Origin of the sequence: Arthrobacter sp. D5-1 (assembly GCF_017357425.1) — a bacterium.
GTDB lineage: Bacteria > Actinomycetota > Actinomycetes > Actinomycetales > Micrococcaceae > Arthrobacter.
The window spans coordinates 1841648-1855765 of sequence record NZ_CP014571.1 but is presented as its reverse complement, the minus strand read 5'-3'; the positions used below and the strand labels follow the sequence as shown (position 1 = coordinate 1855765).

At 62.4% G+C, this 14118-nt stretch carries 15 protein-coding genes; 3 read left to right on the top strand and 12 right to left on the bottom strand.

Translation table 11 applies throughout. The features are described from left to right. Positions 1-35 precede the first annotated feature (35 nt). Positions 36-395 (bottom strand): LysM peptidoglycan-binding domain-containing protein, encoded by a 360-nt coding sequence (locus AYX22_RS08495; protein WP_207597037.1) that lies wholly within the window; start codon positions 393-395, stop codon positions 36-38. A 345-nt stretch (positions 396-740) separates the two neighbouring features. Here AYX22_RS08495 and lexA point away from each other — a divergent pair, with 345 nt between their 5' ends. Then, complete coding sequence (gene lexA / locus AYX22_RS08490; RefSeq protein WP_207597036.1) at positions 741-1484, top strand: transcriptional repressor LexA; 744 nt, start codon at positions 741-743, stop codon at positions 1482-1484. Here the strand turns inward: lexA and AYX22_RS08485 are convergent. Together AYX22_RS08485 and hflX are read right to left on the bottom strand one after the other, a co-directional pair. Beyond that, positions 1481-3541, bottom strand: coding sequence for an ATP-dependent DNA helicase (locus AYX22_RS08485; RefSeq protein ID WP_207597523.1), 2061 nt, complete (start codon positions 3539-3541; stop codon positions 1481-1483). The genes lexA and AYX22_RS08485 overlap by 4 nt on opposite strands. Next, positions 3534-5096 (bottom strand): GTPase HflX, encoded by a 1563-nt coding sequence (gene hflX / locus AYX22_RS08480; protein ID WP_207597035.1) that lies wholly within the window; start codon positions 5094-5096, stop codon positions 3534-3536. The genes AYX22_RS08485 and hflX overlap by 8 nt, the downstream gene beginning before the upstream one ends. Positions 5097-5613: 517 nt before the next feature. Between hflX and AYX22_RS08475 the strand changes: the two genes are divergently transcribed. Then, positions 5614-6228, top strand: a complete 615-nt coding sequence (locus AYX22_RS08475) for a methyltransferase (RefSeq protein WP_207597034.1) — start codon at positions 5614-5616, stop codon at positions 6226-6228. Here the strand turns inward: AYX22_RS08475 and dapF are convergent. The 6 genes from dapF to AYX22_RS08445 all read right to left on the bottom strand — a co-directional run bounded on the left by dapF (position 6209) and on the right by AYX22_RS08445 (position 11734). Further along, a complete protein-coding gene (gene dapF / locus AYX22_RS08470) occupies positions 6209-7177 on the bottom strand; it encodes a diaminopimelate epimerase (protein ID WP_207597033.1) in 969 nt (322 codons plus the stop codon). The genes AYX22_RS08475 and dapF overlap by 20 nt on opposite strands. Positions 7178-7214: 37 nt before the next feature. Continuing rightward, on the bottom strand, positions 7215-8141 hold the full coding sequence (gene miaA / locus AYX22_RS08465; protein ID WP_207597032.1) for a tRNA (adenosine(37)-N6)-dimethylallyltransferase MiaA: 927 nt from the start codon (positions 8139-8141) through the stop codon (positions 7215-7217). Positions 8142-8159: 18 nt separating this feature from the next. Further along, positions 8160-9689 carry a tRNA (N6-isopentenyl adenosine(37)-C2)-methylthiotransferase MiaB gene (miaB, locus tag AYX22_RS08460; protein WP_207597031.1) on the bottom strand — a complete coding sequence of 510 codons (1530 nt, stop codon included), beginning with the start codon at positions 9687-9689 and terminating at the stop codon, positions 8160-8162. Next, the gene (locus AYX22_RS08455; protein ID WP_207597030.1) at positions 9689-10231 is read right to left on the bottom strand and encodes a regulatory protein RecX; all 543 of its coding nucleotides are present in this window, start codon (positions 10229-10231) and stop codon (positions 9689-9691) included. Before AYX22_RS08455 ends, miaB begins: the two co-directional genes overlap by 1 nt. Next, positions 10221-11261 (bottom strand): recombinase RecA, encoded by a 1041-nt coding sequence (gene recA, locus AYX22_RS08450; RefSeq protein WP_089594401.1) that lies wholly within the window; start codon positions 11259-11261, stop codon positions 10221-10223. Before recA ends, AYX22_RS08455 begins: the two co-directional genes overlap by 11 nt. A gap of 248 nt (positions 11262-11509) precedes the next feature. Beyond that, positions 11510-11734: a DUF3046 domain-containing protein gene (locus AYX22_RS08445; RefSeq protein WP_207597029.1), complete on the bottom strand. Its 225-nt coding sequence runs from the start codon at positions 11732-11734 to the stop codon at positions 11510-11512. 41 nt (positions 11735-11775) lie between these two features. Here AYX22_RS08445 and AYX22_RS08440 point away from each other — a divergent pair, with 41 nt between their 5' ends. Further along, a complete protein-coding gene (locus AYX22_RS08440; protein WP_207597028.1) occupies positions 11776-12327 on the top strand; it encodes a MarR family transcriptional regulator in 552 nt (183 codons plus the stop codon). Positions 12328-12417: 90 nt separating this feature from the next. On the opposite strand, the gene AYX22_RS08435 is transcribed toward AYX22_RS08440, so the two are convergent. The 3 genes from AYX22_RS08435 to pgsA all read right to left on the bottom strand — a co-directional run bounded on the left by AYX22_RS08435 (position 12418) and on the right by pgsA (position 14101). After that, positions 12418-12852 carry a helix-turn-helix transcriptional regulator gene (locus AYX22_RS08435; protein WP_024820363.1) on the bottom strand — a complete coding sequence of 145 codons (435 nt, stop codon included), beginning with the start codon at positions 12850-12852 and terminating at the stop codon, positions 12418-12420. Between the two features lie 137 nt (positions 12853-12989). After that, a complete protein-coding gene (locus tag AYX22_RS08430; RefSeq protein WP_207597027.1) occupies positions 12990-13502 on the bottom strand; it encodes a nicotinamide-nucleotide amidohydrolase family protein in 513 nt (170 codons plus the stop codon). Next, the gene (pgsA, locus tag AYX22_RS08425) at positions 13499-14101 is read right to left on the bottom strand and encodes a CDP-diacylglycerol--glycerol-3-phosphate 3-phosphatidyltransferase (RefSeq protein WP_207597026.1); all 603 of its coding nucleotides are present in this window, start codon (positions 14099-14101) and stop codon (positions 13499-13501) included. The genes AYX22_RS08430 and pgsA overlap by 4 nt, the downstream gene beginning before the upstream one ends. Positions 14102-14118: the final 17 nt, after the last annotated feature.

The window sequence follows — 14118 nt, the reverse complement described above, 5'->3', positions numbered from 1 at the left end:
CGCCGGGTGGCCGGCTCATGCGGGCATGCAACGTACTAATTTGCGGGCACGAACAGTTGCTGACCCGGCTGGATACGGCCGCCACGGAGGTCATTGAGCTGGATGATCTCCGCAATCACGTCGCGGGGATCCCGCTCAGGAGCAGCGGCTCCGGCGATGCCCCACAGCGATTGTCCCGGCTGAACCGTAACAGTGACAGCGACGGGCGGTTGGAGTTGCGCCTGGGAATCCGAAGCCTTGGCCGGTGACGTGATAAATCCAGCCAGGCTCAGCAGCGCAGCCACCAGCAGCATCGCCGGGATACCGAAGAAGACCATCCGTCCCCGTCGGGTCAGGCGCAGACGCGCAGGCGCCTGGGTGGTGCGGAAATCAGCGAACGTAGTGATTGCGGACATGAGCTGAGCCCTTCTGAGCTATTGCCGTGCGCCGGGTCCCGGTACATGGCTGCCAATTCTGTGTGTTCCCCTGCCCAACTCCGTCAGTTCGAACACTTCGTTCGAACAGCCGGCGTCAGCATCAGGTTTATAGAACACATATTCGAACCTTGCTATGACATTTTTAGCACTTATCAACGAACGGTGTCGAGACTCGCTAGAACAAATGTTTGATAAACGCCTGTGGCTGCCCTACGTTTGAGTGAAGAAACAGCACTGTTTCAGTGGAACAGGAGGGTCTGACATTTTTTGTAGACCCGACGACCCCGGGCTCACTCCGGGCGGAATGGAAAGGCATTGGCGAACATGGCAGCGAAAGCCACCGGCGGCGGGGCACCCCTGCGGAGCCAGCAGCCTCAAAAGAGTCCCAAGAGCCTGACTGTCCGTCAGAAGAAGATCCTGGAAACCATCCAGCGGTCCGTCAATGACAACGGTTATCCGCCCAGCATGCGCGAAATTGGAGACACCGTGGGCCTGGCAAGCCTGTCGAGCGTGACGCACCAGCTCTCCCAGCTGGAGAAGCTTGGATATCTCCGCCGCGATCCCAAACGTCCCCGGGCCATGGAAGTCCTCATGCCGTTGACCCTCGATGGCGGAACCATTCCGGGAGTGGAAGCACCCACTACGCTCCGCAGCACGGGTGGCTTTGCCGTCACAGAGCTTGCCAGCGCCAGCGATACTGCCATGGTCCCGCTGGTTGGTCGGATCGCTGCCGGCGGCCCCATCCTTGCTGACCAGACCGTGGAGGACGTGCTTGCCCTGCCCCGGCAACTCGTAGGGCACGGCGAACTCTTCATGCTGAAGGTGGCCGGCGACTCGATGATCGATGCCGCGATCTGCGACGGCGACTGGGTAGTTGTCCGCCGGCAGAACGACGCCATCAACGGAGACATCGTGGCAGCACTGCTGGACGACGAAGCAACCGTCAAAACCTTCCGCCAGCGCGATGGGCACACCTGGCTTCTTCCGCAGAACACCCAGTACGAACCCATCCTCGGCGACCAAGCCACCATCATGGGCAAGGTCGTGTCGGTCCTGCGTTCCCTCTAGGAGGCTTTGGCCGGGCCCAGACGCTCCAGGACGCCCCGAACCACGGTTCGGTCCGTCGTCGCCCAGAACGGCGGCAGGGCTGCCCTGAGGAAGCCCCCATAGCGCTCTGTTGAGAGCCGGGAGTCCAGGACCGCTACAACCCCTTTGTCCCCGGTGGAACGGATGAGCCGGCCTGCCCCCTGGGCCAGACGAATGGCGGCGTGGGTCGCTGACACGGCCATGAATCCGTTTCCACCCGACTGTGCCACGGCACGAGAGCGGGCAGTCATCAACGGGTCATCCGGACGCGGGAACGGGATTCGGTCTATGACCACAAGGCGGCACGAACCACCGGGGACATCCACACCCTGCCACAGCGACATCGTGCCGAAGAGGCAGGTATCGGGCTCGTCGGCGAACTGCTTCACCAATGCGGCCATGGTGGATTCACCCTGACAGAGAATACTGACGTCGAGACGAAGCCTCATGGCATCGGCGGCTTCCTCAGCCGCCCGCCGCGACGAGAAAAGACACAGCGCTCCCCCACCGGAAGCGCGGATGAGGTCTTCCAACTCATCCAGGGCCTCGGGCGAAGTTCCACGGCCAGGCTTGGGCAAGTGCTTGGCCACGTAAAGCACACCCTGCTTGGGGTAATCGAAGGGCGAGCCAACATCGATCCCGGTCCAGCTTGGCGCTCCATCGCCAATCAGTCCAAGGCCACCTGCAGCCGGTTCGAAAGCCGAGCCGATGGCCAGGGTAGCTGAAGTCAGCACCACTGTGTGACCGGCAAAGAGACCTTCGCGCAGGCGTCCCGCCACACTCAGGGGCGCAATGTTGATCAGGGCCGGAGCGGTCTCGTCGGGTTGCGAGTATCCCTGCTGGGGATCGAACGTACTGTTGCGGGAAAACCACACCACTTCCCGGTTCTCCTTGGCCGCGAGCATCCGCTCGCACAGCTCCAGAATGAGCATGAGCCGTGAACGCGCCAGCTGCCTGCCGCCGTCGACCGCGTTGGAAGAATCCGTCTTCGAATCCGACAATGCTGCGCGTGTGGCTTCCCTCAGTTGGTCCAAACAGTCGAGCTGTTCGTCATTGAGCCCACTGGGCAGAAGACCATTGGGCACGCCCGCTATGGCCATATCCAAACGATCGGCGGCCGCGTTGAGGGCATCCACCGTGATGGCCGTGTGCTTGCGCGCGCTCGACGCCGCCGCATGGACCATGGCCACGGACAACTGGCCTGACACCGCGCCCGTCACCCGGTCCTGCAGTTCATGGGCCTCATCCACTACCACGACGTCGTATTCGGGCAGCACAGCCAGCCCCTCGAAGGCGCTGACGGCCAGCATGGCATGGTTGGTGACAACGACGTCGGCTTCGCCTGCGCGGGACCGGGCCAACTCACTGAAGCACTCCTCGGCGAGGGGACACTTCTGCGCGCCGAGGCACTCCATGGACGTCACGGAGACTTGCCGCCAAGCCCGGTCCGTGACGCCGGGCATGAGTTCGTCACGGTCGCCGGTAGTGGTCTTTTCGGCCCATTCGCGAAGCCGGACCACTTCCTTGCCCAGCTGTGATTGCGGTCCCCCCATGGACGCCGCAAAGTGCGGGACACTGGTGTCCTCGCCCAGGGAGAACAGCTGACCCTCGGACGGTTCCTCACTGGGGAACCCGCCTTCGAGTTTTTGCCGGCAGACGTAGTTGGCCCTGCCCTTGACGAGCGCCACGTTGACGGGGCGTTCAAGGGCCGGGTTGATGGTCTCCAACAGCCGGGGAAGGTCGCGGCCAACAATCTGTGTTTGGAGTGCCAAGGTGGCGGTGGACACCAAAGTCGGTTTGTCGCTGTCCATCGAATGCGCGATCAATGGAATCAGGTACGCCAAGGACTTACCTGTTCCCGTTCCCGCCTGGACCAGCAGGTGCTCCCCGGTCTCGATGGCCCTGGTGACATGCTTGGCCATCTCGTGCTGCCCGGTACGGCTTTGACCGCCCATGCCGGCAACAGCCCGGTCCAACAACTCGAGGGTGGTCTTCTCCCCCAACGACTCGACGGCGTCCGCCGCCACCTTCTCAACCATTGGTGACGAACGGCTCCAGTTCGGCTGCCAGTCCTTCGCGGACCATGACAACAACACGGGTCCCGTTTTCCTCGTGCTCGAGGGTGAGGATTTCCGAGTCGGAGCTGTGGAGCTTGCTGATCATTTCGCCGCGGTCGTAGGGAATGAGAAGCTCCAGGCGCACCCCCGGGCGGGGAATGGACCGGCTGATGTCTTCCAGCAGTTCGGCGATGCCTTGGCCAGTGCGTGTAGAAACAACCGCATGACGCGGTTCCTTCTGCTTCAGGCGCTCAACGACGAAGGGATCCGCGACATCAACCTTGTTCAGGACGATGATCTCGGGCACCTTGCGGGCATCCACCTCTGTGAAGACCTCCCGGACAGCAGCAATCTGGCCTTCGGGATCAGGATGCGAGGCGTCCACTACGTGCAGGATCAGGTCTGCGTCCGCCACTTCTTCCAAGGTGGAGCGGAAGGCTTCAATCAGCTGGGTCGGCAACGAACGGACAAACCCCACAGTGTCCGCCAACGTGTAGCCGATGCCATCCGGCGTTTGGGCTTTACGGACGGTGGGATCCAAGGTGGCGAACAGGGCGTTCTCCACCAGCACACCAGCGTCGGTGAGGCGGTTCAGGAGCGATGACTTGCCGGCGTTCGTGTATCCGGCGATTGCGACGGAAGGAACGGCATTACGACGGCGGTTGGCGCGCTTGGTCTCGCGCGCCGGCTTCATCGCGGCGATCTCACGGCGAAGCTTGGCCATGCGGGTGCGGATGCGACGACGGTCCAGTTCGATCTTGGTTTCACCAGGACCACGCGAACCCATGCCGGCACCAGCCCCACCCACCTGGCCACCGGCCTGGCGTGACATGGAGTCGCCCCAACCACGAAGGCGCGGGAGCAGGTACTCGAGCTGCGCAAGCTCAACCTGGGCTTTGCCTTCACGGCTCTTGGCGTGCTGGGCGAAGATGTCCAGGATCAGCGTGGTGCGGTCTACTACCTTGACCTTGACAATGTCCTCAAGGCCACGGCGTTGGGAAGGAGCCAACTCGGTATCCACCACTACGGTGTCCGCACCGGTGGCGGCAACGATGTCCTTGAGCTCCTGGGCCTTGCCCGACCCCAGGAAGGTCCCTGGGTCCGGCTTCGTTCGCCGCTGCACCAAACCGTCAAGGACTTCCGAACCGGCAGTCTCTGCCAGGGCAGCGAGCTCGCGGAGTGAATTTTCAGCGTCGGCCAGTGTCCCCTCGGTCCAGAGGCCGGCCAGGACAACGCGCTCAAGGCGCAGCTGCCGGTATTCAACCTCGGTGACGTCTTCGAGTTCCGTGGACAAGCCAGCCGTACGGCGCAGTGCACGACGCTCGGCCAGGTCTTCCTGGTCGCCGTCGTAGATGCTGTGTTCCTGGTCAAGTGTGGAAATGGCCTGTGCCTTGCCGAACACACCACCGGCATCGTCGTTATCGGATGCTTGCGCAGGTACGTCCTTGGAAAGAATCCGGTCGATGACGGCCTGGATTTGTTCAGGACTCATGTCCTGGGCGTCGGAATCGGATCCGGAATGCTTCTGGGTGGTCATGGTCTCCTTAGACTGTTCGGCTATTCCAGAATAGTGCTGTTTGCTGTTCAATGGGGCGCTATTCGCGCTGGGCTGACGGGCATGGGCCAAAGAGGGCCTCCTGTGCTGAACGGCCGCCCGTGGAGTGGGCGGCGGCTGCTGTGATCTGGCGTGGTGGGATCCGCGTCGAGGTTCCTGGCTATCTGGAGATTGCACTGCCGGCTTACCTGGACCGCACAGGATGCTGACGGTTCAGAGGGCTGGGCTGGAGTGTGATCTTCAAGACATCCGTGACGGGGAACGCGGGTCAACGGATGTGCCGGTGGGACCTGCCTGGCGGAAAGACCGGGGCTTGGCAGAACTGCCAGGGACCGGGCTGCATCGCGGGCGGTGCCGAGTGACGCCTGAGTGCTCAGGCGGGTGGCGGCTTTTTACTCGAAGATCAAGAACATGCGTTTCACACTATCATCCAATGTCAAGCCAGCTCTTCGGGCGGGCAGTTTCCCATGGCGCCGATAGCCAACTAATCTGGCAAATTATGGAGTCTGCACACTATTTCACCGCCCAACCGGCCGGACCATTCACCCGAAAGCCACTCACGGTGGAACTCGCTGGAGCCACACGCCACTTGCAGACCTCCTCCGGCATCTTCAGTCCCGACGGAGTGGACAAGGGCACTGCCATACTCTTCTCCGAAGTTCCGCCGCCTTCACCCCAGGGAAACTTGTTGGACATCGGCTGCGGCTGGGGTCCTATTGCCTTGACGCTGGGGCTGATGGCCCCCCACGCCAAGGTGCACGCCGTGGACGTCAATGAGCGGTGTGTCACGTTGACCAATGAGAACGCGGCTGCCCTGGGTCTGGACAACGTGACGGCGAGCCTGCCGCACGAGGTAGACGCCGCCGTCGAGTTCGACACCATCTGGTCCAACCCGCCTATCCGCATCGGCAAGGACGAGCTGCACACCCTGCTGCTGACGTGGCTGCCGCGCCTGGCCCCGGGAGGAAACGCCTGGTTGGTGGTTCAAAAGAACCTTGGCTCGGACTCCCTCCAGCGGTGGCTCGCCGGCGAGCTGGACAAGAGCTACACGGTGGGCCGGGAGAGCACGTCCAAGTCCTTCAGGATCATCCGGGTCAGGAAAGCGTCCCAGTAGCCACGATCACGGCCGGGCCGCTGAGCTCTACATGTTCGCGGCCACCTGCACCGGGGAAGAACTTAACACCCACGACGCCGCCCGGCACCTTAACGTGCCAATCGTTCGGCGCGGTGTTGCCGGCCCAATGACGGATGGCGACGGCGGCCGCGCAGGCTCCTGTGCCGCATGATTGGGTCTCCCCCACGCCGCGCTCATGGACACGCATGGTGATGGTGCCGACGCCGTCTTCAACCAACGGTTCGGCCGGAACAACGAATTCAACGTTGGTCCCGTTGACAGGCTTGGGATCGACCACCGGCGCCTTGAACAATTGCGTGGCCGACAGCTCCTTGAGTTCGGCCAAAGCAACCACAGTGTGGGGGTTGCCCATGCTGACTGAGAGGCCCGGACGGGCTACTTCCAGACCGTCAGCGCTGACCAATGCGTCCATTGCCTTGGTGGTGGCTTCCTTGGGGAAGATGAACTCCCATGGGCCCATGTCCACGGCATACCCGTTGGCCGTACGGACCACTTTCTTGACCCCGCCACGGGTGCCGATGGTCAGGGTTTCGCCCGGGCCAAGATCCACCAGTTTTTCCGCAATCAAGAAGTGCACGAAGACGCGGACGCCGTTACCGCACATCTCCGAGAGGGAACCATCGCCGTTGCGGTAATCCATGAACCACTCGGCGTCCGGGTCCTGCTCCAGAAGGTCCCGACCCTCCGGAAGGAACCGCGACGGGACAGCGCGGATAAGACCGTCTCCTCCAATGCCTACATGGCGGTCGCATAATTGGGCAACCTGCTCCGGGGTGATCTCGTGGGCATCGCCGGGGTCGGCAATCAGGACGAAGTCGTTGCCCGTTCCATGGCCCTTGGAAAACGTCAGCCCAGCAAGGCTTGAGGCGGTCACGGTAGCACCGGCAGCTGTGGACTGCTGGGCGGGAACTGCAGGGGTTTCATCCATGCCACTAGGCTACCTTCCACGCTGGTTTGGCCAGAAATCAGGCCGGCCGGCTCGAAGCGGTGGCGACGGCCTTGGCCACGAGGTCGGTATCCTGCCAGTCAAGCCAGGTGATCCGGGGGTCAGCCCTGAACCAGGTGAGCTGACGCCTGGCGAACTGCCTGGTAGCCACGATGGTTTCCTCTGACGCGGCAGCAACATCGGCTTGACGGTCCAGGACCCTCAGGAACTGCGCGTACCCCAAGGCACGGGACGCGGTCTTGCCCTCCCTGAGCCCCGCAGCATCAAGCCGTTCAACCTCCTCAAGCAGACCAGCCTCCACCATCCGATGGACCCTCAGGGCCAACCGTTCCCTCAGCACCTCACGGTCCACTGACAGCCCGATCTGCACTGCCGGCTGAAAGTACTCGCGTTGCGGCATGAACGAACTGAAAGGCCGCCCGGTGAGCTGGTGCACTTCAAGGGCCCGGATCACCCGCCGCGCGTCACCTACACGGGCTGCCGACACGGGATCGACGTACTCAAGACGGGTTCGCAGCGGCGCGAGGCCGTGCGCGTCATACTCTTCTTCCAGGGCCTTACGGATGACTGGGTCGGTGCCGGGGAACTCCAGGACGTCCAGCGCGGCGCGGACGTACAGACCGGATCCCCCCACCAGGATAGGGCGTTTTCCGCGTGAACGGATTTCCCCAATGGCTCTACGGCAGTCCGCCTGGAAGTCCGCAACACTTGCCTCCTGGGTGACATCCATGGTGTCCAGCAAGTGATGGGGAACGCCCTTGCGCTCTTCCTCGCTGATCTTGGCTGTTCCGATGTCCATCCCGCGATAGAACTGCAGGGCATCCGCGTTGATGACCTCACCGTTCAGGGCGAGGGCAAGGTTGACACCCAGGTCCGACTTGCCGGAACCAGTGGGGCCAACCACTGCAATGACGGGCAGGGAAGCGTCCTTGGTGTAGGTAGGCACAGGGTTCCTGGTCCGACGTCAGGCGCGGCGAGCCGGCAAGGACGGCATGCCCAGGGACACCCCGGCCTTGGTCGAGCCCGAACCCGGAGCAGGGACGCCGCAGGACTCAGCTTGGGAACGATCCCAGGCATCGCCGGCACGGGACCGGCGCAGCACATAGTCGCCAGCGGTGGCCGGATCCGCCACAAGGTGGAAAGCAGCAGCCTCCGTGATGGTGACCGTCACAAAGTCACCGGGACGGGGAGTATCTGCGCCGGACGGCACGGAGAAGTGCACCAGGCGCTGATCCTTGGACCGACCGGATAAGCGGTGGGTTTCCTCGGCTTTACGCCCTGACTGGGCCGTCACCAGCACTTCAACCGTCCTGCCCAGCTGTTTGGCGTTCTCCTCAGCGGCAATGCGGTCCTGGAGGGCTGTCAGCCTTTCGAAACGCTCCTGCACCACCGCTTTCGGAAGCTGGTCAGGCAACTCGGCGGCCGGCGTGCCGGGCCGTTTGGAGTATTGGAAGGTGAAGGCTGAGGCGAAACGGGACTTCTCCACGACATCCAGGGTCGCCTGGAAATCCTCTTCAGTTTCGTCTGGGAACCCGACAATAATGTCCGTGGTGATGGCTGCGTTGGGAATCCGATCGCGAACCTTGTCCAAAATTCCGAGGAACCGGCTGGATCGGTAGGAACGCCGCATGTCTTTGAGGATTTTGTCTGAGCCGGACTGCAAGGGCATGTGCAATTGCGGCATGATGTTGGGCGTCTCAGCCATGGCCTCGATGACGTCATCGGTAAAGGCTGCGGGGTGCGGGCTGGTGAAGCGGACGCGCTCCAAGCCCTCGATTTCACCGCACGCCCGAAGGAGTTTGGAGAAAGCCTGACGATCCCCGAACTCCACGCCGTACGAGTTGACGTTCTGGCCGAGGAGAGTCACTTCAACAGCGCCATCATCCACGAGGGCTTGGATCTCGGCGAGGATTTCTCCGGGGCGTCGGTCCTTTTCCTTGCCGCGGAGCGAAGGCACAATGCAGAACGTGCAGGTGTTGTTGCAGCCCACGGAGATGGAAACCCACCCCGCATAAACAGAATCCCGTTTAGTGGGAAGAGTTGACGGGAAGACATCCAAAGACTCGAGGATCTCAAGTTGTGCTTCATTGTTGTGCCGGGCACGGTCCAGCAGCGCCGGCAGGGCGCCAACATTATGGGTACCAAACACGGCGTCAACCCACGGCGCCTTCTTGACGATGGTTTCGCGGTCCTTCTGGGCCAGGCAGCCACCTACAGCTATCTGCATGCCGGGGTTCGCTGCCTTGACCTGCCGGAGTTGGCCGAGATTGCCGTAGAGCTTGTTGTCCGCATTCTCCCGAACAGCGCAGGTGTTGAAGACCACCACGTCAGCCAGTTCACCGTCCGCAGGCACGTAACCTGCGTCCTCCAGGAGTCCCGCCATGCGCTCTGAATCATGGACGTTCATCTGGCAGCCGAACGTGCGGACCTGATAGGTCCTGGGCTCAGCCGGAGGAGTGGCGGGAACTGTTGGGGAAGGAATGGTCAAACTCACTACTCAAGGGTACCGGCTTCTGCCAGCACCTCGCCGACGATCCTGAAGGCCATGGAGGGGGCGTAGCCCTTCCGTGCCAGCATCGACGCCAGACGCCGGGTGTACTTGTCCCGTTCCGCGCGATCAGCCAGATCGACGCCGGGACGCAGCTTGCGTTGAACAAGCTCACGGGCAGCCAACTCTTCATCCTGATCACTGAGCTGTGACAGGGCATCTTCGGCTGCGTCCAGCTCAATGCCCTTCTCCGTCAGTTCGCGACGAAGTGCGCCTTTGGCGAGCTTCTTGCTCTGCGAACGGCTGCGGACCCACATTCTCGCGAACTCAGCATCATCAATCAGCTGAACCTCTTCAAACCGGTCCAGGACGGCCTCGGCCACATCCTCGGGCACGTTGCGTTCCGCGAGCTTGCGGGACAGCTGGAGCCGGCTCCGCGGCGCCATCGTCAGCTGCCTCAGGACGATGGCACGCGCCACGGACTCGGGATCAGGCTCGGGATCGGCGGATACGGACGACTCCGGATCCGGCCCTCTCCTAACCGTCAACGGCCTTCAGCTTTGGGGAGTCTTCCTCCGGCTTGACGCCAACGCCAAGCTTTTCCTTGATCAGGCGCTCCAGCTCCTGGGCGAGCTCAGGGTTATCCCGGAGGAAACGCCGCGAGTTCTCCATGCCTTGGCCCAGCTGATCGCCATCATAGGTGAACCACGAGCCCGATTTCTTGATGATGCCGTGCTCGACACCCATATCAATGATGCCGCCCTCACGGGAGATGCCCTGGCCGTAAATAATGTCGAACTCAGCAATCTTGAAGGGCGGTGCCATCTTGTTCTTGACGATCTTGGCCTTGGTGCGGTTACCTACGGAGTCCGCACCTTCCTTCAAGGTCTGGATACGACGGACATCGATGCGCACCGAAGCGTAGAACTTCAGGGCCTTACCACCGGTGGTGGTTTCCGGGGAACCGAAGAAGACGCCGATCTTCTCACGCAGCTGGTTGATGAAGATGGCTGTGGTCTTGGTCTGGCTGAGCCTGCCGGTGATCTTACGCAGGGCCTGGCTCATCAGGCGGGCCTGCAGACCCACGTGGGAGTCGCCCATTTCGCCTTCGATTTCAGCACGGGGTACCAGCGCGGCCACGGAGTCGATGACGACGATGTCCAGGGAGCCGGAACCCACCAACATGTCCATGATCTCCAAAGCCTGCTCCCCGGTATCCGGCTGCGAGACCAAGAGTGCATCCGTATCCACTCCGAGCTTTGCCGCGTAGTCCGGGTCCAGAGCGTGCTCAGCGTCGATGAACGCCGCAATGCCGCCGGCGCGCTGGGCGCTGGCAACCGCATGCAGCGCAACGGTTGTCTTACCCGAGGATTCCGGTCCGTAGATTTCCACTACACGGCCACGGGGCAGCCCGCCAATGCCAAGGGCGATGTCCAAGGCAATGGAGCCGGTAGGGATGACCTCGATGGGAGCCCGGGTGTCATCACCCAGGCGCATGATGGATCCTTTGCCGAACTGCTTGTCGATCTGGGCAAGCGCTGCTTCAAGCGCCTTTTCACGATCCGGGGTTGCCGCCATGGTTCACACCTCTGATGCTTTCTCGCTGTGGAGTGGCCCTAAGAGCCGCTTTCCTGTCATGTCAGACGCTATTACGACGTGCTGACATTTTTATGAGCCGAATCCGGCTATGTGGACAACCGGGTAATCCGGATGCTCGGAAATGCGGCCTTCGGGATCAATTTTCCTCTCACAGGAGCATATCCCCATCCGAACAGATATTCGAACAATGGACCGGCGTGTCTGCTGTCGAGGCAGCGGCGCGGACCTCAGCTGGAGGCCGGTTTAATGTCCCGCCCCAGCCTGCGTTCGGCCGGAACATCCTGGACTTCGCATACAGCCAACCACACCTCGCGGGGATGGTATCCGGAGGCCAGTGCCTCAACGGCAGTCCGCCCGCCCACGCCTGCGAGTACCAAGGAGCCGGCGAGGACACGGGAATAGCCTGCCCCGAACTCATCGTCCATCAATCGCCAAAAGTCACTTGCCCTCACGGATAGAGTCTCTCACGGAGCCGGACTCTAGAATGGTTGCCATGAGCAATCCTCTCCAGAGCACGCCCGGTCAGGCCGTGCCAGGCGACGCCGTAGACGACGCCCTCCAGCAGGTGGAACACCAGCTGAGCCTGCTCTGGCGCCGTGCCCGGTCAATCTCCCATCAGTTGTCGCGCCAGGTCCACCCGGACATGGAACCGGCCGCCTACGGGCTGCTGACCGTCATCCGGAGGGAAGGTCCGATCAGGCTGACCGACCTCGCCACGTGCATAGGCGTTGGCAAGCCCTCCGTGAGCCGGCAGATCGCCTTCCTGGAGAGCATTGGCCTGGTCTACAAGGAAGCGGACCCGCAGGACGGAAGGGCACAATCCATACGCCTGACGGACAAGGGCGAGGACAAGATGCACCAGGTCCAGGATGCCCGGCGGCAGGTATTCCGCGAACGCCTGGGCGAATGGCCGCTTGAGGACGTCCAGACCCTGGCCGACTACATGGGCCGGCTCAATGCGATCTACGGCGACGGCGTCCTCAAGGACGTGACCCTGCGGGAACCGGACAGTGCTGCCGACCCCACCAAGCCAGCCGACGCCTGATCCGCCAGGCGCCTCAGGCCATACCACCGAAGACCAAAAGAAGGTCCCCAGCCGATGGCTGGGGACCTTCTCCCACTTCTGGTGGAACGGTTACCGGGCTCCGGAGAGCATTCCCTGCGGGAAGTCGTCCGTGAGGTCCAGATCGCGACCGTAACGCTGGGAGAATTCCTGCGGAACGGTGTCCGGCACGGCCACACCCTCAGCAACGGCCACACGGTCGCTGACTTCGCGGAGCATGTGGGACAACGGAACATCCAGGGCTGTGCAAATGGAGGACAGGAGCTCGGAAGAAGCCTCCTTCTGGCCGCGTTCAACTTCACTCAAGTAACCAAGTGAGACGCGGGCGCTGTGCGAAACCTCGCGGAGGGTACGGCCCTGACGCTGGCGGACATCGCGCAGTACATCACCGATCTCGTGGCGTAGTACAACCATTTTGCGCTCCTTCTGTTCGCTCTGTGTCTGATCAGCCAAGCCCACATCCTTCCAGCGGACAACGCCGTTTACGGATACGGGCTGCTTTACCATCTGTATCGCCTTGCTCCCTCAGTCATCCGGTTCGCTGGTGGGCGGACCGGGTTGGTTTCTACATCCTAGGCGCCCCGGCTCTTCCGAAGCGACTCAATGACACAACTATTGGCAATCAGTTTTTGTTCCCGGCTACTTTACGAACGGTAACCATCCCCTTCCAGCGCGGCAAGCAGACGCGCCAGGGCCGCCTCGCAGGCCTGCTCGCGAATCGACCGGCGGTCCCCCGTGAAGCTGAATTCGAAGGCTTTGGTTCCGGCATCGGCAGCGATTCCAACGAACACTGTTCCGACGGCTTTGCCATCATGGGGATCAGGTCCGGCCACTCCGGTAGTGGATACTCCAATGCTGGCACCGCAAGAGCGCCGCGCACCCTCGGCCATGGCTTCCGCAACAGCACCGTCAACGGACCCGACGTCGGCAAGCAGCTGTTCCGGAACGCCCAGGACGCCGGCCTTGACGGAATTTTGGTACGCAACAACTCCGCCCTGAAGCATCCCCGAAGCGCCAGGAGTATTTGCCAGGGTGGCCGCTACCATTCCAGCGGTCAGCGACTCGGCCGTGGCGACCGTTTGGTTCTTTGCGATCGCTGCGGCGACCACCGCCGTCGACGTCTCTGCCGCGGCGGTGCCGGCGTTCCCGGACGTCATGCCCTACGCCCCGCCGCCCGCAGCTTGAGGGCTTGGATGACGTATTCGACGCCGGTCCACAGGGTGATGGCAAGTGCCAGCATCATGACCCAGAAGGCAACGTCGCCCAGCCATGGAGCGATCGCTTTGAGGGGAAGGATGTAAAGGAAGATGGCGACGGTTTGTACCACCGTCTTCAGCTTTCCGCCCCTGGAAGCCGGCATGACGCCGTACCGGATCACGACGAACCGAAGGGCCGTAATCCCCCACTCGCGGACGAGGATGAGGATGGTGACCCACCACGGCAGTTCCCCCAGGATGGACAGGAGCACCAGCGCGGAGCCGATCAGCAATTTGTCGGCAATGGGATCGGCGATCTTGCCGAAATTGGTGATGAGGCCGCGCGCCCTGGCGATGTCGCCGTCGAGCTTGTCCGTGTAGATGGCGACCGCGAAGGCCACCACCGCTGCCCAGCGCCACAGGCCGTATTCGCCGTTGTCGGCGAGCAGGAACCACACAAAAAACGGAACCAGGACGATCCGAAGCATGGTGAGGATGTTGGGCAGGTTCCAGACATCGGAATTGCTGGACGTCGCGTTATCACCCTCGGCTGTAGTCACCCCTCTAGGCTACCGTC